General features: G+C 70.2%; 20 protein-coding genes. 8 read left to right on the plus strand and 12 right to left on the minus strand.

Translation table 11 applies throughout. The features are described 5' to 3' along the window. Window positions 1-81: 81 nt before the first annotated feature. From ABN611_RS00625 to ABN611_RS00635, 3 genes are read left to right on the plus strand one after another with little or no spacing between them, the layout of a single operon-like run. A complete protein-coding gene (locus ABN611_RS00625) occupies window positions 82-3,519 on the plus strand; it encodes an alpha-N-acetylglucosaminidase TIM-barrel domain-containing protein (protein WP_350277741.1) in 3,438 nt (1,145 codons plus the stop codon). A gap of 8 nt (window positions 3,520-3,527) precedes the next feature. Beyond that, window positions 3,528-4,706, plus strand: coding sequence for an ROK family protein (locus ABN611_RS00630; protein ID WP_350277742.1), 1,179 nt, complete (start codon window positions 3,528-3,530; stop codon window positions 4,704-4,706). A 31-nt stretch (window positions 4,707-4,737) separates the two neighbouring features. Continuing rightward, window positions 4,738-5,889, plus strand: coding sequence for an AAA family ATPase (locus ABN611_RS00635; protein WP_350277743.1), 1,152 nt, complete (start codon window positions 4,738-4,740; stop codon window positions 5,887-5,889). Here ABN611_RS00635 and ABN611_RS00640 read toward each other — a convergent pair. From ABN611_RS00640 to ABN611_RS00665, 6 genes are all read right to left on the minus strand, one after another. Next, entirely contained in the window at window positions 5,886-6,725 is an 840-nt protein-coding gene (locus ABN611_RS00640; protein WP_350277744.1) for a hypothetical protein, read from the minus strand. The genes ABN611_RS00635 and ABN611_RS00640 overlap by 4 nt on opposite strands. Beyond that, window positions 6,725-7,447 (minus strand): CDP-alcohol phosphatidyltransferase family protein, encoded by a 723-nt coding sequence (locus ABN611_RS00645; protein WP_350277745.1) that lies wholly within the window; start codon window positions 7,445-7,447, stop codon window positions 6,725-6,727. The genes ABN611_RS00640 and ABN611_RS00645 overlap by 1 nt, the downstream gene beginning before the upstream one ends. Window positions 7,448-7,595: 148 nt before the next feature. Then, entirely contained in the window at window positions 7,596-8,039 is a 444-nt protein-coding gene (locus ABN611_RS00650) for a nitroreductase family deazaflavin-dependent oxidoreductase (protein ID WP_350277746.1), read from the minus strand. 47 nt (window positions 8,040-8,086) lie between these two features. Next, window positions 8,087-8,467, minus strand: coding sequence for a hypothetical protein (locus tag ABN611_RS00655; RefSeq protein WP_350281755.1), 381 nt, complete (start codon window positions 8,465-8,467; stop codon window positions 8,087-8,089). A 63-nt stretch (window positions 8,468-8,530) separates the two neighbouring features. Next, a complete protein-coding gene (locus ABN611_RS00660) occupies window positions 8,531-9,625 on the minus strand; it encodes a PP2C family protein-serine/threonine phosphatase (RefSeq protein ID WP_350277747.1) in 1,095 nt (364 codons plus the stop codon). A 63-nt stretch (window positions 9,626-9,688) separates the two neighbouring features. Then, on the minus strand, window positions 9,689-10,516 hold the full coding sequence (locus ABN611_RS00665) for a DNA-formamidopyrimidine glycosylase family protein (RefSeq protein WP_350277748.1): 828 nt from the start codon (window positions 10,514-10,516) through the stop codon (window positions 9,689-9,691). A gap of 10 nt (window positions 10,517-10,526) precedes the next feature. Between ABN611_RS00665 and ABN611_RS00670 the strand changes: the two genes are divergently transcribed. Continuing rightward, entirely contained in the window at window positions 10,527-10,727 is a 201-nt protein-coding gene (locus ABN611_RS00670; RefSeq protein WP_350277749.1) for a hypothetical protein, read from the plus strand. Here the strand turns inward: ABN611_RS00670 and ABN611_RS00675 are convergent. The 3 genes from ABN611_RS00675 to ABN611_RS00685 form a co-directional block, all read right to left on the minus strand. After that, the gene (locus ABN611_RS00675; protein ID WP_350277750.1) at window positions 10,691-11,158 is read right to left on the minus strand and encodes a ribose-5-phosphate isomerase; all 468 of its coding nucleotides are present in this window, start codon (window positions 11,156-11,158) and stop codon (window positions 10,691-10,693) included. The two genes, ABN611_RS00670 and ABN611_RS00675, sit on opposite strands and share 37 nt — an antisense overlap. A gap of 10 nt (window positions 11,159-11,168) precedes the next feature. Then, on the minus strand, window positions 11,169-11,918 hold the full coding sequence (locus ABN611_RS00680) for a hypothetical protein (protein WP_350277751.1): 750 nt from the start codon (window positions 11,916-11,918) through the stop codon (window positions 11,169-11,171). A gap of 81 nt (window positions 11,919-11,999) precedes the next feature. Next, the gene (locus tag ABN611_RS00685) at window positions 12,000-12,614 is read right to left on the minus strand and encodes a DsbA family protein (protein WP_350277752.1); all 615 of its coding nucleotides are present in this window, start codon (window positions 12,612-12,614) and stop codon (window positions 12,000-12,002) included. Between the two features lie 122 nt (window positions 12,615-12,736). On the opposite strand from ABN611_RS00685, the gene pepN reads away from it, so the two are divergent. From pepN to ABN611_RS00700, 3 genes are all read left to right on the plus strand, one after another. After that, window positions 12,737-15,310 carry an aminopeptidase N gene (gene pepN, locus ABN611_RS00690; protein ID WP_350277753.1) on the plus strand — a complete coding sequence of 858 codons (2,574 nt, stop codon included), beginning with the start codon at window positions 12,737-12,739 and terminating at the stop codon, window positions 15,308-15,310. Window positions 15,311-15,396: 86 nt separating this feature from the next. Beyond that, window positions 15,397-15,927, plus strand: a complete 531-nt coding sequence (locus ABN611_RS00695) for a hypothetical protein (protein ID WP_350277754.1) — start codon at window positions 15,397-15,399, stop codon at window positions 15,925-15,927. Between the two features lie 218 nt (window positions 15,928-16,145). Further along, on the plus strand, window positions 16,146-16,832 hold the full coding sequence (locus ABN611_RS00700; protein ID WP_350277755.1) for a hypothetical protein: 687 nt from the start codon (window positions 16,146-16,148) through the stop codon (window positions 16,830-16,832). On the opposite strand, the gene ABN611_RS00705 is transcribed toward ABN611_RS00700, so the two are convergent. From ABN611_RS00705 to ABN611_RS00715, 3 genes are read right to left on the minus strand one after another with little or no spacing between them, the layout of a single operon-like run. Continuing rightward, a complete protein-coding gene (locus tag ABN611_RS00705; protein ID WP_350277756.1) occupies window positions 16,814-17,395 on the minus strand; it encodes a GNAT family protein in 582 nt (193 codons plus the stop codon). The genes ABN611_RS00700 and ABN611_RS00705 overlap by 19 nt on opposite strands. A 13-nt stretch (window positions 17,396-17,408) precedes the next feature. Continuing rightward, window positions 17,409-17,810 carry a DUF5130 family protein gene (locus ABN611_RS00710; RefSeq protein ID WP_350277757.1) on the minus strand — a complete coding sequence of 134 codons (402 nt, stop codon included), beginning with the start codon at window positions 17,808-17,810 and terminating at the stop codon, window positions 17,409-17,411. After that, window positions 17,797-18,096, minus strand: a complete 300-nt coding sequence (locus ABN611_RS00715) for a hypothetical protein (RefSeq protein ID WP_350277758.1) — start codon at window positions 18,094-18,096, stop codon at window positions 17,797-17,799. The genes ABN611_RS00710 and ABN611_RS00715 overlap by 14 nt, the downstream gene beginning before the upstream one ends. A 217-nt stretch (window positions 18,097-18,313) precedes the next feature. On the opposite strand from ABN611_RS00715, the gene ABN611_RS00720 reads away from it, so the two are divergent. Beyond that, complete coding sequence (locus ABN611_RS00720; protein ID WP_350277759.1) at window positions 18,314-18,487, plus strand: hypothetical protein; 174 nt, start codon at window positions 18,314-18,316, stop codon at window positions 18,485-18,487. The last annotated feature ends 8 nt before the right edge of the window (window positions 18,488-18,495 follow it).

Raw genomic sequence — 18,495 nt, forward strand, 5'->3', positions numbered from 1 at the left:
CAGGAAGAACGCTTCCGAACCCTTGACCGCCCGACGGCACCAATTTAGTTTGGGCCGCGATCAAAATCGGAGGGCAGGCTGATGAACCCACGAACCCGGCTCCGGCGGTGGCTCACCGCGACAGCCGCACTGACCAGCGCGGCGCTGCTCCTGAGCGCCGCTCCCGCACTCGCGAACTCCCCGGAGCCGGCCCCGGCCGCGCGCCCGCTGTTCGACACCGGTCCGGCCCGGGAGGCCATCCAGCGCCTGGTCGGCGCGCCGCACGGAAGCCAGATCACGCTCGCGACGATCCCGGCGTCCGAGGGCCGCGACACGTTCCGGATCACCCGCCGCGGCGCGCGGCCGGTGGTCGAGGGCAGCAGCACGTCGGCCCTGCTGATGGGCTTCAACTGGTACCTCAAGCACGTCGTGAAGGCGGACGTGTCCTGGACCGGCGACCAACTGGACCTCCCCCGCGTGCTGCCGGCGCCGGCGGCACCGATCGAGAAGTCGTCGGTCGTCGAGCACCGCTTCGCCGGCAACGACACCGAGGACGGGTACTCCGGTCCGTACCGGACGTTCGAGGACTGGGAACGGCTGATCGACGTCCAGGCGCTGCACGGCGTCAACGAGATCTTCATGCCGGTCGGCACCGAGGCGGTGTACTACGAGACGCTGCAGGCGTTCGGCTACGCCGCGGACGAGCTGCGCGGGTGGATCCCGAGCCCCGGGTACCAGCCGTGGTGGCTGCTGCAGAACATGTCCAACTTCACCGCGCCGGTGAGTGAGGCTGTGATCCGGGAGCGCGCCGAGCTGGGCCGGCGGATCGCGGACCGGATGCGCTCGCTGGGCATCACGCCGGTCCTGCCGGGCTACTTCGGCACGGTGCCGCGCGACTTCGAAGTGAAGAACCCAGGCGCGACCACAGTCCCGCAAGGCACCTGGGTCGGGCTGGACCGGCCGGACTGGCTGGCGCCGACCGATCCGCTCTTCGGCCAGGTCGCGGCGACCTTCTACGCGACCCAGGAGCGGCTGCTGGGCAAGTCGACGATGTTCAAGATGGACCTGCTGCACGAAGGCGGCAGGCCGGGCAGCATCTCCGTCGCGCAGGCTTCGGTCGCCGTCCAGGACGCCTTGGACACAGCGCATCCCGGCGCGATCTGGGCGATCCTGGGCTGGCAGAACAACCCGCGCCCGGAGACCGTCGCGGCCATCGACCGAAGCCGGATGCTCGTCGTCGACGGCCTGTCCGACCGCGCGCTGAGCCCGGACCGCGAGGCGGACTGGAAGGGTACGCCGTACGCGTTCGGGTCGATCTGGAACTTCGGCGGCAACTCCACCATGGGCGCCCCGATCCGCGCCTGGAACGAGCGCTTCTGGGCCTCGCTGGCGAAGCCGGACTCGGCGCTGAACGGCATCGCGATCATGCCCGAGGCCAGTTACAACAACGCGGTGGCGATGGAGTTCCTCGCCGAGCTGCCGTGGCACGACGGCCCGGTGGACCTGGACCAGTGGTTCGCCGACTACGCGGACGCACGCTACGGCGGCACCGACCCGAAAGCGCGGCAGGCCTGGCAGATCCTGGCCTCGACCGCGTACTCGATTCCCCCGAACGGCGGCCGCTCCTCAGGTCACGGCGGCCTGTTCGCCGCGATCCCGAGCCTGACGGTGCAGCGGCCGCACAGCTGGGCGCAGGCTGCGTTCGCCTACGACCCCGCGGCGTACGCCGGTGCGCTTCCGGCACTGCTCGGCGTCGACGAGTCGCTGCGGAACAGTCCGGCGTACCGAAACGACCTGCTGGAGGTGGCTCGTCAGTCGGCCGCGGACAGGTCCCGTACGTTGCTGCCACAGATCAGGTCGGCGTACCAGGCCGAGGACGTCGAGCGCTTCTCGCAGCTGACCGAGACGTGGCTCGGCTACATCGCCGGCGTCGACGACCTCGTTGCCACCAACGAGGAGTACCTGATCGGACGGTGGCTGCAGAAGGCCCGTAGCTGGGCGGACAGCGACACCGAGGCCGCGCAGCTCGAGTACGACGCCCGCAAGCAGGTGACCTCGTGGGGCCTGCGTACGACGGACCTGCAGGACTACGCGTACCGCGAGTGGTCCGGCCTGCTGAACGGGTACTACGGCCCGCGCTGGAAGCAGTACTTCGACGGCCTGCGCACCGCCCTCACCACAGGCACCGCAGCACCGGCGATCGACTGGTACGACGTAGCGGAGCGCTGGTCGTCCGACCGCACCGCCTACCGCACCGAGCCGACCGGCGACACCTACGCGGAGGCCGTGAAGCTGCTGGAGCGGCTGCGCAACGACGACTACGACCCGACCCTGGTACTGCGTCCCACCGGGACGGTGGACGCGTCCGGAACCGCACGGGTCACCGCTACCGTCACCAACACGAACTACTTCGCCGCACTGACCGGCCTCTCGTTCGAGGTCTCCGCACCCGCAGGGGTCACGGTCGAACCCGTAGGCACCGCACCGGGCGAGATCGGGCCAGGCGGTACCGCCTCACCTTCCTGGACCGTCCGCCGTGCCGACGGAACGCCGCCGGTCGAGCTGGCGTCCCTCGAAGTGACCACGCGATTCGACCAGTCCGGGCGCTCTGAGCAGCTCAAGGCGACCGCAGTACTGCCGGTGGCCGCGGCCGGGCGGTACCAGCTGAGCGACCTGCAGTTCTCGTCCGCCCGCAACCACGACGGGCTGCAACCGGTCGCCCGGGACACCGTCACGCCGGCGACGCCCTCCGGAAACGGCGCACCGATCCTGCTCGACGGTGTTGCCTACAGCAAGGGTCTCGGCACCAACTCGAACGCCGACGTCCGGTTCGAGCTCAGCGGCGGCTGCTCGCGCTTCAGCACCGTGGTCGGCATCGACGACGCGATGAACCACACACCCGACGGCGACGCGGTGGTCCGGCTCTTCGGTGACGGCCGGCTGCTGGCCGATTCCGGCGTACTGCGCAGCGGGATCAACGGCACGGCCTCGAAGGCGGTACGGCTCGAGGCGGATGTCACCGGCGTACGGCAGCTGCGGTTGCAGGTGCACCAGTCCGACGCCAACCGGTTCTTCGACGCGGTGTCGTTCGGCGTACCCACAGTCACGTGTGCGGCACCGCCGCCGGTCTCGCTGAGCCAGGGCAAGCCCGCGACCGCCAGCAGCGTGGAAGGGACGCGGGTAGCGGCCAACGCGGTCGACGGCGACCTGAGCACCGGCTGGTTCTGCTCGCCGCAGGAGTGCGCCGGCAAGCCGTCGTGGGTGCAGGTGGACCTCGGTGCCGTCCAGGCGTTGTCGAGCGTCCGTATCACGCCGTACTACGCCGACGGCCGGTCCTACCTCTATCGTGTCGACGGAAGCGTGGACGGGCAGACGTGGACCCGGCTGGCCGAGAAGGCCACCCACAAGGCGCAGACCGATGTCGGTGAGCGGTACGACGTGACCGGCGCCTACCGGTACGTCCGGGTCACCGGGTTCGGGAACACGTCGAACGCGTTCACGCTGCACCTCCAGGAGCTGGCGGTGTACGGCGTGAGCTGAAGGCAGGGATGACGAAGGCGATCCGGATCACCGAGAAGGTGACGCCAGGCGTTCTCCGCGAGCGCAACACCAGACTGGTCCTGCAGACCGTGCTGATCGGCGACGGTCTGTCCCGCGCGGACGTCTCGCGCTCGACCGGCCTGGCGCGGGCGGTGGTGTCCGAGATCGTCGAGTCCCTGCTGGCACAGCACCTGCTCGTCGAGGAGGCCGGGACGCCGAGCGGCCGCGGCAAGCCCGCCAAGCCGCTCCGCGTCGACACCGAACGGCAGTGCCTGCTGATGGCGGACCTACGGCCGACCGAGGTGGTCGCGGGGGTGGTAGGCCTCGACGGGGTGATCGGAACGACCACCCGGGCGGACCTGCCACCGGATCCCGGCGCCGACGACGTGATCGGTGTGCTCGGCGACGTACTGCGCGGCCTGGCGGCCGAGGACGGGCGGACCGTCCTCGCCGCCGGCGTCGCCGTGCCCGCGATGCTGTCGCCGGAGCAGGGCATCGTCGAATCCATCCAGTTCCGCTGGCACGACGTCGACCTCGCGGGACCGTTGCAGGCAGCCCTCGGGTACGACGTCGTCCTGGTCAACGACGCGACCGCCGTCGCGATGGCCGAGCTGTCGCACCAGAGTCAAGCCGGCGGCAGCGTCATCGTGCTGCACATCGCCGGCGGCATCGGATCCGCGATCATCCTCGACGGCCGCGTGCACCTCGGCGAGCGGCAGCGGGCCGGCGAGGTCGGCCACATCGACGTCGGCGTGAGCGACCGGCGCTGCGAGTGCGGCCGCACCGGCTGCCTGGAGACCGTGGCGAACCTGCCCGCGATCCTCGCCGGCGCCGCGGTCGAGGACCTGGACGCGATCGCCTCGCCCGACGTGGAGCCGTCCGATCCGCGACTGCGGGAGCTCGCCGACCGGGTCGAGTACGCCGGCCGCAGCCTCGGCGCGCTGATCTGCGTCCAGGCGGCGATTCTCGACATCCCCGACGTGGTGATCGACGGCCCCGTCCGCCGGGCCGGGACCCGGCTGCTCGACGCCATCGAGCAAGAACTCGCCCGTCGCCTGCCCGCGGTCGACGTACGCCGTCCGCGGTTCTCGACGATGGGCGACCACAGCAAGATGTACGGCGCGGCGGCCGCGGCGATGCTGCACGAGCTCGGCGTCCTCTGGCACCGCGCCCGCACGGAATCCTGAGCTGTCGGCGGGCGCCGGTACGGTGGCCATCATGCTGACGACGCTGGCGGTGGAGAACTACCGGTCCCTGCGGCGCATCGTCATGCCGTTGCGCGCGCTGACCGTGGTGACCGGCGCCAACGGCACCGGGAAGTCGAGCCTGTACCGCGCGCTGCGGATGCTGGCCGATGCGTCGCGCAACGGTGCTGTCGCGGCACTCGCCCGTGAAGGCGGACTGCAGTCGACACTGTGGGCCGGACCGGAGCACGTCCGGAAAGATCGCCCGACGCAGGGCACCGTGCGGACCGGACCGGTGACGTTGCGGATGGGGTTCGCGAGCGACGACTACGGCTACCTGATGGATCTCGGGTTGCCGGTCGCCCAGCGCTCCCACTTCGATCTGGACCCGGAGATCAAGCGGGAGGCGCTGTGGTCGGGGCCGTTCCTGCGGCCGGCCGCGGCGCTGGTCGAGCGGAGCCACCGCGAGGTGCGGATCCGGGCGGCGAGCGGTGAGTGGCAGCGTGCGGGGCACCAGCTTCAGACGTTCGACAGCATGCTCAGCGAGTTCGCGGATCCGGAGCGCGCGCCGGAGCTGTTGCTCGTGCGGGAGCGGTTGCGCGGGTGGCGGTTCTACGACCATTTCCGTACCGACGCGACAGCTCCGGCCCGGCAGGTGCAGGTCGGTACGCGGACCGCAGTACTCGCGCCGGACGGCTCGGACCTGGCGGCCGCGCTGCAGACGATCCGTGAGCTCGGCCCGCGCGGGGTCCTGGACGATGCGATCGACCTGGCGTTCCCGGGCAGCAGCATCGAAGTCGTCAACACAGCGGGGCGCTTCGAGATCGCGTTCCACCAGCACGGCCTGCTCCGGCCACTGTCCGGTGCGGAGCTGTCCGACGGCACCCTGCGGTACCTGCTGTGGGTCGCCGCGCTGCTCACGCCACGACCACCAGAGCTCCTCGTCCTCAACGAGCCCGAGACCAGCCTGCATCCAGACCTCCTGCCGGCACTGGCCAACCTGGTCGTCACCGCCGCGAAGGAGAGCCAGGTGATCGCCGTTTCGCACTCCCGCCCGTTCATCAGCGCGCTCGAAGCCCTCTCCCCCGACCTGCAGACCATCGAACTCCGCAAGGAGCAGGGCGCCACCCAGATCACCGATCAGGGCCCACTGGACGAGCCGCCCTGGAAGTGGCCGACCCGCTAGTCGGGTTTGACCGACTCGAAGCGAACCAGGACGACGGAGCCGGCGGCGGAGAGCAGGAAGCCGATGATCGCGGCCGGCCACCAGCCCGCGCGGACGGCGTCGTCGAGGACGAACACGCCGGCGGCCGCGGGCGCGATGGTCTGCAGCGCGATCATCGGAGTGGTCGCGAGGGTGACCGAACCGCGCTGCAGGGCGAGCGAGTACAGCACGAACGCGAGCGCCCCGCTGATCGGCAGCGTGTACGCCGTCGGGCTGCCCAACAGCTCGCTCAGCGACCCGTCCTGCAGCAGGCGCGCCGAGATCGCCACCCCGGCGTACCCGAGGCCGGCCAGCAGACCGAGCAGCGCGGTGGAGACACCGTGCTGAGACCGGCTCGCGACAGCACCCAGTACGGCGATCACGACGAGGCCCGCGATGACGCCGACCGTGAGGCCCTGATGCTGGGCGCTCTCACCGGCGTCGCCGGCGGCCACGGCGAGCAGGCCGAGGCCGACGCACACCGCGATCACCGCGGACCACTCGAGCACGCTCAACCGGTCCGACATCCACCGGGTCGCCAGCAACGCGGTCACGACCAGGCTCACCGCGATCCCCGCCTGCGCGAGGTACAGCGGCAGCAGCCGGAGCGCGACGAAGTGCAGCGCGAAGCCGGCCAGGTTCAGCACCAGCGCGGCGAGGAACGCGGGCTGCTTCAGCAACGCCACCACGAACCGGAAGAGCCGCCGCGGATCCAGCTCCGACTCGGTCGGCACCTTCCGCGAACCGACGGCCTGCAGGATCGCCGCGAAACCGAACAACACCGCGGCAGCCAGCGCCGCGCTCAGCCCCAGGACCACTAGGCGACAGCCCTCCGGCGCCATGTGAGGTAGAGGCTGAGAGCGCCGTAGTACACGAGGTAGGACAGCGAGATGACGACCACGATCGCGTTCGGGTCAGGCATCTGGGCGAGCAGGACGGCGTACGACGCCAGCCAGACCGCCGTGGTCACCAGGTTCAGCGAGCGGAACGCCTTGGTCCGCGAGGGGTACACGTACTTCACCGGGATGAAGACGAGCACCGAGCAGACGACCAGGATGATCCCGGTGGTGACCGGGCTCAGGCCCAGCACCACGACGTAGAACGCGACCACGTTCCAGTAGCTCGGGAAACCCAGGAAGAAGTGGTCCTCGGTCTTCGCGTCGACCCGGCAGAACTGGTAGCTGGAGGCAAGCAACGGCAGCGCCCCGAGCACCGCGCCCCAGGTCCCGGACGGCAGGTACCCGCCGGTCCAGAGCAGCACGATCGGCGCGAACGCGTACGTCAGGTAGTCGACGATGTTGTCGAGCATCGCGCCGTCGAACCACGGGATGGTCTCCTTCACCCGCAGCCGGCGGGCGAGCATCCCGTCGGTGCCGTCGATCACCAGAGCCGCGAGCCCGAGCCAGAGCGCCCGGACGGCGTCCCCGTCGATCGCGGCGATCACGATCAGCAGCGCGAGCACCGTTCCGCTCGCGGTATAGGCATGCAGTGCAAGTCCGGCCAGACGCAGCCGCGTCGACCCGACGAACGGTTCCCGCACCGCGTCGTGTGTGGTCAGGACAACTCCCGGAACTCGAGCGACGCAGCCGCGCCGGGCCGGGTCAAGGTCAACCCGGGCCGTCGCCAGCGTCTCACAAGCCTGGACCCACGCCGGTCACCGACCGTCGTGCCGGGCGAGATCATTGCCCTTACTTGACCGGGTCGAGCAGGAACACCGGGATCTTCCGGGTGGTCTTGGTCTGGTACTCGGCGTACGGCGGATACGCGGCCACCGAACGCTGCCACCACTCGTCGTACTCCGCGCCGTCGATCTCGCGGGCGACGTACTCCTTCGTGGTCTCGCCGTCCTGCAGGGTGACCTTCGGGTCGGCCTTCAGGTTGTAGTACCAGACCGGGTTCTTCGGGGCGCCGCCGAGCGACGCGACCGCGGCGTACACACCGTCCTGCTCGACCCGCATGACCGGGACCTTCCGGATCTTGCCGGACTTCGCGCCGCGCATGGTCAGCAGCACGACCTTCATCCCCAGGACGTCCACCGCGTCGGTGGTGCCGGCCTCGGTCACCTTCTCGACCTGCTCGCGGACCCACCCGGTGGTGCTCGGCACGTACTCGTCGTCGTAGTTCGATGTCATGTCACCAATGCTAACGGTGACGCGTCATCAATAACAGCCGACGCGAGTCAGACCGCGCAGGACCGGAGCTGGGTGGCGGTGGCGATCGCGCCCGGGATCCAGCGGCGGCGCAGGAAGTGCGCCTTCAGCACCCGGTGCAGGCCGTCCAGCACGACCAGCCGGCCGCGGTACGCGACCAGGTTGATCGGGAAGTCCAGGTCCGCGTCCATCACCCGCTGGTAGTGCGCGCGGAAGTTCATCGGCGTCTCCGCGACCTGGTGCGGCGTGACCTTGAACCGCTCTCCCTCGAGCTGCCACAGCGGCAGGTCGAACATCCAGACCAGGTCCGCGATCTCGACCGGCTCGACCTTGAGGTTCAGCTCCCGGAGCTTCTCCAGCTGCCACTGGTACGGCGGGAACACGTCGCGCAACGCCTCCGGCACATCCATCGTCACGACGCAGGAGGCTACGCCATCGTGCGGACAATCCCCGACCGGCGTAACCGAACCGCCTCAGCCGTGTGCCTGGCGGTGGATGATGACGATCGCGGAGTCGTCGCCCGGCCCGCCCGCGGCCGCGACCAGCTCCTGCGCGGCGCCCTTGAACCCCTGCGCCACCAGCCGTTCCGCATGGCCCGCCAGCCGGTCGGTGCCGCGGCCGATGTCGCGGCGTGGCGTCTCCACCATGCCGTCGCTGTACAGGAACAGCGCGTCGCCCTGCTTCAGCTGCCCGTGGTTCACCTCGAACTCCGGCGACTCGACCAGCCCGAGCAGCGGGCCGTCCGCGTCCCGCGTCTGCCACCGGCCCGACCAGGCGTCGAACAGGATCGCCGGCGGATGCCCGGCCGTGCGTACGTCGAACTCCCCGGTCCGCAGGTCGAGCACGACGTGCACCACGGTCGCGAAGTCGTCGTCCCAGTCCTGCCGCCGCAGGTACCGGTTCGCCGACGACAGGAACTCCTCCTCCGGTACGACGCCCAGCAGGCCGCCGAACGCACCGGACAGCAGCAGCGCCCGTGTCCCGGCATCGATACCCTTGCCGGAGACATCGACCAGCGCGACCTCGAGAACGTCGTCGTGCACAGTCGACACCACGAAGTCACCGGAGAACGTCGACCCACCGGCGGACTGGATCGCCGACTCGACCCGCCAGCCCGGCGGCAGCATCGGCAACTCCCCCTGCGCGGTCAACGTGTCCCGCAGCTCCATCAGCATCGACTCGCCGCGGGTCCCCGGCACACCGAGCCGGCTGCGAACCTTGGCACTGGTCAGCACGATCCAGGCGACGAGCGCGAGCACCAGGACGAAGCCCGTCCGCGGCAGCACCGGCGGCCGCAGTACGACGACGTACACACCGAACAGCAACGTCAGCACGGACAGGGCGACCAACTGGCGGAAGCGGAGCAGCAGGCCGCCGAGCAGCAGCGGGACGAACAGCAGCGACGCCGGCAGGAACCGCGGCAGCGCCAGGCTGCACAGCGCGAACACCAGCGACATCAACGCCAGCGCGAGGAACGCCACCCGATGCGAACGGCGGGCACGGCGCGCCAGCGCCTCGACCCGGCGGCCGATGCGTCGTACCAGCGCGAGACCGCCACTCTTCCTCATGGTGTGAAGAAGATAACGGTACCGACCGGTCCGCGCATCAATTCGAGACACAACCGAAGACTGTCAGCTCTTGCGAGTGAGACCGGTTCGCTGGCATTTGGGGCACCAGAACAAGTTACGGCCCGCGAGGATCTTCGTCCGGATCACCGACTGGCAGACGTGACACCGTTGCCCCTGGCGCCGGTACACGTACACCTCACCGCCATGATCGTCCTGCCGCGGGTCACGGCCCATCGCCTCCGGCGTGTGGTCGTCGGCCACGGTGTCGATGCGGCCGGTCTCCACGCCGTACTTCATCAGCTCGAGCAGGTCGTCCCACATCCCCTGCCACTCGCGCTTCTTCACCACGTTGCCGGCCGTCATCGGGTTCAGCTTGGCCCGGAACAGCACCTCGGCGCGGTACACGTTGCCGACTCCACTGAGCACGTCCTGGTTCATCAGCAGCTGCCCGATCGGCAGCTTGCTGCGGTGGATCCGCCGCCAGGCCAGCTCCGGGTCGGCGTCGTCGCGCAACGGGTCCGGGCCGAGGCGGCCGAGCAGCTTCTCGCGCTCCTCGTCGGTGATCACCTCGCAGACGGTCGCGCCGCGCAGGTCGGCGTACGACGTGGCGTTCTGCAGCCGGAGCCGGACCTGGCCGACCGGCTCGGGGACCGGTACCGGCCGGATGTCCATCTTGCCGATGAGGCCGAGGTGGATGTGCAGCCAGCCGGCGCCCTCGAACTCGGCGAGGAAGTGCTTGCCGTGGGCCTCGGTCTGCCGCAGCAGGTGACCGTCGAGCAGCGCGGCGCCCTCGGCGAACCGGCCCTGCGGGCTCGACGCCCGGACCGTGCGGCCGCCGAACGCGTCGCCGACGTCGTTCGCCAGCCGGTGCAGGGTGTGACCTTCAGGCATGATTCCTCTTATGGGGACAACTGGTGGTTCCGGTGCGGCGAAGCGAACCGCTCCGCCCACTCCGGCCGTGGTCGGCACCGCCCGGAGCATGCGGGCTCGCGACGTCTCCCGGCCCCGGCAGTCCGTCGTGCGGCGACCGGTGCTGCCGGAGACCGAGACCGACGAGCAGGACGATCAGGGCAAGGGCGGCAGCTCGCCGGTCGACTCGTAGCCGGACAGCATGTCGATCCGCCGGGTGTGCCGCTCCTCGCCGGAGTAGTCGGTCGCCAGGAACGTCTCGACGAACCCGGTGGCCTCCTCCTCGGTGTGCATCCGGGCGCCGACGCTGATCACGTTGGCGTTGTTGTGCTCGCGGCCGAGCCGTGCGGTGTCGGTGCTCCAGGCCAGCACCGCCCGGACGCCCTTCACCTTGTTCGCGGCGATCTGCTCGCCGTTGCCCGAGCCGCCGATCACGATGCCCAGGCTGCCCGGCTCGTCGACCACCGCCTGGCCCGTGCGCAGGCAGTACGGCGGGTAGTCGTCCACGGCGTCGTACACGGCGGGGCCGTGGTCCACGACGTCGTGTCCGGCGGCAGTCAGGTGCCGCACCAGGTGGTTCTTCAGTTCGAAGCCGGCATGGTCAGAGCCGATATGCACTCGCATGGCCCGCAATCTACTTGTCAGCCGTCTGCCGCCGTACGCCGCCCGGCACCGTCAGCTCCGCGGTCAGCCGCGTCACCTCCGCGTAGGCCTGCTCGTACAGCGTCCCGCTCGGGTGCAGCGTGAACACCGCGACGATGCTCCGGTCGTCCGGCCCGACGGTCCCGGTGGTGTGCAGCGCGTCGTTCACGAGGTCCACCACGGACTCGGGCTTCTGCCGGTCGGAGCTGTAGCCGCTCGACCCGTGGAACCCGGACCAGCCCTGCTTGATGCTGAAGTCCCCCTCGAACGCCGACGCGATCCCGAAGTACTGGTCGAACCCGTCGGTGCCGTGCCGGGTCGCCCGGCGCAGCAGGTCCATCACGTACCGCCGGACCGGCGCCGGGGCCTCGTCCAGCAGGTACCGGTAGATCCGCACGGTGTCGGCGGGCGTGATCGCGACGTAGCCCCAGAAACCCGGGTGGCTGGCCGGTGGCCCGGCCGTATGTGTCAGACCGAGCCTGCCGACCATGCGCTCCACGATCGCGGCACCGCCGAGTTGCTCCCAGTAGTAGCTCGCGGCGTCGTCGTCGCTGCTGCGCAACATCACCTCGAGCCGCTCCCGGTCCGCGGCCGGTACGTCGTACTCCGGGCCGCGGGTCCACAGGAAGTCGAGGGCGATCAGCAGCTTCACCACCGACGCCGAGCGGAACTGCTGCTCGGCGTTCAGCTGCTGGACGAACTGCCCGGTCTCCCGGTCGAACACGGCGATGCCGACGGTCATCTGAAACCTACTCACCACTGGACGAATGCTTGAGTGAGCAACTTTCACCGCCGGGGCGCCCGGCTGACAACCCCTGAACCGTCAGTCGAAGATCGGCCCGCGGTCCCGGGTGCGCTTGATCTCGAAGAAGCCCTCGGTGCCGGCGACCAGGCGGACGCCGTCCCAGAGCTTGCCGGCCGCCTCACCCTTCGGCGCCGGCGTCACCACCGGCCCGAAGAACGCGGTGCCCTCGACCGCGATCACCGGCGTACCGACCTCCATGCCGACCTGGTCCATCCCGGCGTGGTGCGACTTCTTGAGCGCGTCGTCGTACCGGTCGGTGTCGGCGGCCTCGATCAGCGACGCCGGGAGGCCGACCTCGGCGAGCGCCTCCTTGACGACGTCGCCCTTGCCGTCGCCGATGCCGCGGCCGTCGATGTGGATCCGCTTGCCGAGCGCGGTGTACAGCGGCAGCAGCACCTCGTTGCCGTGCGCCTGCTCGGCCGCGATCAGGACCCGGACCGGGCCCCACGCGTTCGCCAGGAAACTCTTGTAGTCGTCGGGGAGTTCGTCGCGGCCGTCGTTCAGGACGGCGAGGCTCATCACGTGCCACGTCGTCTTCACGTTCCGGACCTGCTCGACCTCGAGCATCCAGCGGGACGTCATCCAGGCCCAGGGGCAGGCCGGGTCGAACCAGAAATCTGCGGAGGCAGTCATATTCACCATCATACAAAGTTGAAGGATTGGCTCTCCGGCGGAGATACCGTCTTGGTATCCAATACCCGAGGACGGGGGGAAACCCTCGGCCAACCCGTCAGCCAGGTGCATAGGATGCCGACATGCCTGGAACCAACCTGACGCGCGACGAGGCGCGTTCCCGGGCGGGCGTGGTCCGTGACGTGAGTTACGCGATCGAGCTCGACCTGGCCAACGCACCGACCGGCGCCCCGACGTACCCGTCGGTGACCACCCTCACGTTCAGCGCCGAAGCCGGCGCGAGCACCTTCGCCGACCTGATCGCCGACAAGGTCCGTTCGGTGACGCTGAACGGCAAGGACCTCGACCCGGACGTGGTGTACGACGGCGCGCGCATCCAGCTCGACGGGCTGGCCGAGCGCAACGAGCTCGTCGTGGTGGCGGACTGCCTGTACTCGCGGACCGGTGAAGGGCTGCACCGTTCGGTCGACCCGGCCGACAAGGAGACCTACCTCTACACCCAGTTCGAGGTGCCGGACGCCCGCCGGGTGTTCGCCACGTTCGAGCAGCCGGACCTCAAGGCCCCGTTCACCTTCACCGTCTCCGCACCGGCCCGCTGGGTCGTGATCTCGAACGCCCCGACCCCGGAGCCGACGCCGTACACCGGCGAGAACGGCGAGGAGCTGGCGCGCTGGGAGTTCCCGCCGACCGAGCGGATCTCGACCTACATCACCGCGGTGGTCGCGGGTCCGTACCACGTGGTCACGGACGCGTACGAGGGCCCGCACGGCACGTACCCGCTGTCGCTGCTGTGCCGGCCGTCGCTGAAGGACGCGCTGGACGTCGACGACCTGTTCGAGGTCACCAAGCAGGGCTTCGCGCTGTTCGAGGAGGCCTTCGGTACGCCGTACCCGTTCCACAAGTACGACCAGGCGTTCGTGCCGGAGTACAACATGGGCGCGATGGAGAACGCGGGCTGTGTGACGCTCCGGGACGAGTACCTGTTCCGCAGCCGTACGACGCACGCCGAAATGGAGGCGCGCGCCAACACGGTCCTGCACGAACTGGCGCACATGTGGTTCGGCGACCTGGTGACGATGACCTGGTGGGACGACCTGTGGCTCAACGAGTCGTTCGCCGAGTGGGCCAGCCACTGGGCGCAGGTGGTCGCGACGGAGAAGTACTCCGACGCGTGGACGACGTTCTGCAACGCCCGCAAGAACTGGGCGTACCGGCAGGACCAGCTGCCGTCGACGCACCCGATCGCGGCCGACATGATCGACTTCCACGCGGTCGAGGTGAACTTCGACGGCATCACCTACGCCAAGGGCGCGTCGACGCTGCGGCAGCTGGTGGCGTTCGTCGGTGAGGAGACCTTCGTCACCGCGCTGAAGGAGTACTTCCACGACCACGCGTTCGGCAACACCGAGCTGGCCGACCTGCTGAAGCCGCTGGAGAAGGCGTCCGGGCGGGACCTCGACGACTGGACCGAGCGGTGGCTGCGGACCGCGGGCGTGAACACGCTGCGCGCGGACTTCGCCGTCGACGCCACCGGCGCCTTCACCTCCTTCGCGATCGAGCAGACCGCGGCCGAGAAGTTCCCGGTCCTGCGGCCGCACCGGCTCGCGGTCGGCCTGTACCGCCGTACCGACGAGGGCCTGGTGCGGACCGAGCGGTTCGAGGTGGACATCGACGGGCCGCGCACCGAGCTTCCCGAGCTGACCGGCGCGGCGCAGCCGGACCTGGTGCTGCTGAACGACGACGACCTCACCTACGCGAAGATCCGGCTCGACGAGCGGTCCCGGGCGACGCTGGTCGAGTCGATCGACCAGCTCACCGAGTCGTTGCCGAGGGCACTGGCCTGGGGTTCGGCGTGGGACATGACCCGGGACGCGGAGATGCCGGCCAGCCAGTACGTCGGCATCGTGCTGCGTGGGATCCGCGCGGAGACCGACCTGACCGGCGTACGGTCGCTGCTGAACCAGGCGAGCACGGCGATCAACCAGTACGCCGCTCCGCAGAACCGGCCCGCCCTGCGCGCGCAGTTCGAGGAGGCGCTGGCCGGACTGGTCGCGGACGCCGAGGCCGGGAGTGACCACCAACTGGCGTTCGTGCGGGCGTACAGCTCGGCGGTGTTCTCCGACGCCGGCGCGGACCGGCTGACCGGATGGCTGGACGGTCGCGACCTGCCCGCCGGCCTGGTCGTCGACACCGACCTGCGCTGGACGCTGATCGTGGCGCTGTCCCGGCTCGGCCGGATCGGCGCCGACGAGATCGACGACGAGCTGACCCGCGACACCACGATCACCGGCCAGGAGCGGGCCGCCCAGGCCCGGGCCGCACGGCCCACCGCGGAGGCGAAGGAAGAGGCCTGGCGGGTAGCGGTCGAGTCCGAGGACACCCCGAACGAGACACAGTTCCGCACCATCCTCGGCTTCCAGCAACCAGGCCAGGAGGACCTCCTCCGCCCGTACGTGGAGAAGTACCTCAACGCCGCCAAGGACGTCTACACCCGGCTAGGCTCCTCCATGGGCGAAAACGTCCTCGTCTATCTCTCCCCCCGCCACCTGGCGGACCAGGGCGCGCTGGACGCGCTGACCGGCTGGCTGGACACGGAGTCGTCGTCGGTCGACGCCCCGACGCTGCGGTACGTCACCGAGGCGCAGGCGGACCTGACCCGGGCGATCGCCGCCCAGGCGACGGACGCCGTCGCCTGATCGACGCTCCACCTCGTGGCAGGGCCGGTCTCATCCCGAGACCGGCCCTGTCGCGTTGAACCTCGTTGTGCGGTAGGACTGGGGTGGTGCCCGCCTCTGATCCCGCCTTGGCTGGTGCGGCAGCTGTTGCGCTGACCGGACTTGCAGAGGCGTACCGACCGCGTCCTGTCACCCCGCTGATGCCCTGGCGGTACCCGAACCGGCTCGTGAAGCCGTACGTCGTCACCGCGCGCGGACGGCAGTGGGACGACCTGATGGTCGACGTCGCCCGCGGGACCGCCGGCCGGCAGCTCGACTTCGACGACGCGATGGGGGCCGTCGGGCTCGGCGTCGTCGTACTTCACCTTGCCGACGACGGCATCTCGCTGGTGGTGCAGAGCTGGGCCCGCGACTTCCAGTCCAGGCTGAGCATCTTCAGCGGGATCGAGGTGAGTGACCTCCGCCCGGCTCCGATCGGCGCGGCGCCGAGCGTCTGGGAGCTCGAGGTGCTCAGCCACGAGCGGGCGTCGTACGTGCGGCACATCCTCTCGGCCGACGTCGACGTCGACGCCTGGCTGGACGACGCGCTCGACACCCGGCCCAAGGCCCGCTTCGACGGCATCCCCTCCGGTACCTAGGCCCTGGTCCGGACATAGCGGATCCAGAACCACCCGATCTCGCTCGGTGAGGTCAAACGGTTGTTGGTCAGCGGTGCGTGAGGATCCGTGTGCGGTGCGCGATTCCCCTGCCAGGAAAGAGATTCTCGCCACCTGAAAGAGGCTCACTTCTCCGGTGGTTCGGTTTAAGCTGCACCGGATATATCCGTCCAGGGGTTGTCTGGGGAGGGGCCCTTGCCGTGACACGCGTCGACCACCGGAAGCCGCCTGCCCGCGCCGCCCGGAAACAGCACAGGTCCGCCGCCCGCCGCAGTGCGCCCGCCGCGCGGCCGCGGAAGGCGCAGCGTTCGCGCAGCACGATCGGGGCAGCGGTCGTCGCCGGGCTCGCGATGGCCGCGGTGTTCGGGTTCATCCTGACCCGGGGCACGACCGCGGACACGGCCGCCGACGGCCTGCGGATGGGTTCCGGCACCGACAGCGGCGCCGCCGCACCGGCCGACCCGACCACGAGCCAACCCGCGAGCACCGCGAAGGCCGACCGGAAGCCGCCGGTCTCCGCAGCCGCCCCGAAGGCCACCCCCAAGGCGAAGGCGACGACACCGCCGCCGGTGAACACCGGCCCGACATCGCCGAAGTTCAAGCAGGGTGAGTGGATCGCGGTCCTGGACAAGTACCCGGCGGACGCGGGCCAGACGGCCAAGGACACCGCGACCAGGATCACCAGGGCGGGCATCCCGACGAAGGCCATGCTGGTCGACGGCCAGTACCCGGGCCTCACCGACAGTTCACTGACGCCGGTCACCGGCACCTGGGTGGTCTACCTCGGACCGGGCACGTCCTCGGAGCAGATGCTCAACCTGTGCCTGGATCCGCGCACGCAGGCGGCGTACGCCAGCGCCTGCCCGACCTACGAACCGGCCGGCTGAGGTACGTCGTCGGTCGCCAGCCGCGCGTGCAGATGTGAGTCGTGCCGCAGCCCCGTCGGCTCGACGTAGTAGTCGCGCATCACGCCCTCGAGCCGGAACCCGGCGCGTACGGCGACCCGGCAGGACCCCTCGTTGACCAGTGAGTGGTCGAGCGAGATGCGGTGCAGCCCGAGGCCGTCGGACGCGAAACCCCAGCGCGCCGCCGCGTCGAGCGCCCGCGCCCCCAGCCGGCGGCCGCGCGCCTTCGGACCCACCCAGTACGCCGCCACGGCCTGATCGGGCACGCGGTGCACATCCCGGAGCGTGACGCTGCCGAGCACCTCGTCGGAGGTTCGGTCCGCGATCGCGAAGACGGCGTTGCCGCGCGCCCAGCCGTCGATGCGCGGCTCCAGCCACCTGCGGGCGCGCTTGTCCGCAGGTGTGCTGATGACGGCCGTCCCCGCGGTCCAGCGCAGGATGCCCGGGTCCTGCAGGGCCAGCGCCACCGCGGCCTCGTCGGATGCGACGAACGGACGCAGTACGACGTCGCCCAGGTCGATGCGACGTGGTTGCAGCGCGGCCACCCTCAGTGCCCTGTCAGAGCTTGTGTGGCTCGGTGTGCGCGTGCAGCAGCGGCGGCTGGTGTGCGTGCGTCCCCAGCTGCTGTACGCCGGTGACGAGTCCGCCGGTGAGGTCGCCGGTCGCGAAGGACGTCTGCATCGTCAGCGCGGCCAGGCCGGCGGACGCGTCCGACAGCTGGCGCCTGGCCTGCGAGCCGGTGACGATCTCGAGCCGGCGGCCGGCCGGGTCGACGTACACCAGGACGGTGTTGTCCGGGTCGTCGAGCTCGTTCAGCAGCTCGAGCGCGAACGGCCGGGTCTCCGAGTCGGCACCGCCGACGTACACCGAGAAGTGCAGGCCGGAGACCTCCTCGGCGTTCCGGACGGCCCGCTCGATGTCGTGGAGCTGGTCGGGGGTGAAAGCGTCACCAGCTGGCACTTGCGCCTCCGGTCGTGCGGGCGACGCCGGCGCCGGCGGTCGCGGTGGCACCCGGTGCCTGGCTCGACGAGGTCAGCTCAGGAAGCTCGGGCAGGTTGGCGGGGTCGGGCTTGCTCGCCGTCGGGCCGTTGATCCAGACCGGCGGGGCCCACCAGGACAGTCCTGGACGGTACCGCGGGCCGTGCGCGATCGAGGAGGCGAAGACCAGCAGCGTCACCACCGCGATGACCAGCACCGGAATCCCGACGAACACCAGCAACGAGTGCCCGGACAATTCGACAATCACGCCCCGAAGCCTAGCCCCCTGGCCGTCCGGAGGTGCCGGGCGGTCCGGTCCGGACCCACCGTGAGGTGCCGGTCGCCGATCGTCGCGATCGGCCGCGGGCCCGCGTCAGGTAGCTGCCGGGGCAGTTTCGGGACAGCCCGAAACGGTTGGCCGCCGGGCCTCCGGCAGGCGAGGCTCTGGGTACTGCGACACCATTTCGATCAGGGGGAGAAACACCATGAAAGCTGTCGTCAATGCCGCGCTCGCCGCAACGACGATCCTGCTCGCCACACTGCCCGTCGCGCAGACCGCCCAGGGCGCGGCGTCGCAGGAGGCACCGCCCACCGGTCCGGCGGCGGTGGTCGTCGCCGGCGACGACCCCGGCTCCGCCTGCGTGGCCTGCTGGGAGTGACCGGTCCG

The organism is Kribbella sp. HUAS MG21 (assembly GCF_040254265.1).
GTDB lineage: Bacteria > Actinomycetota > Actinomycetes > Propionibacteriales > Kribbellaceae > Kribbella.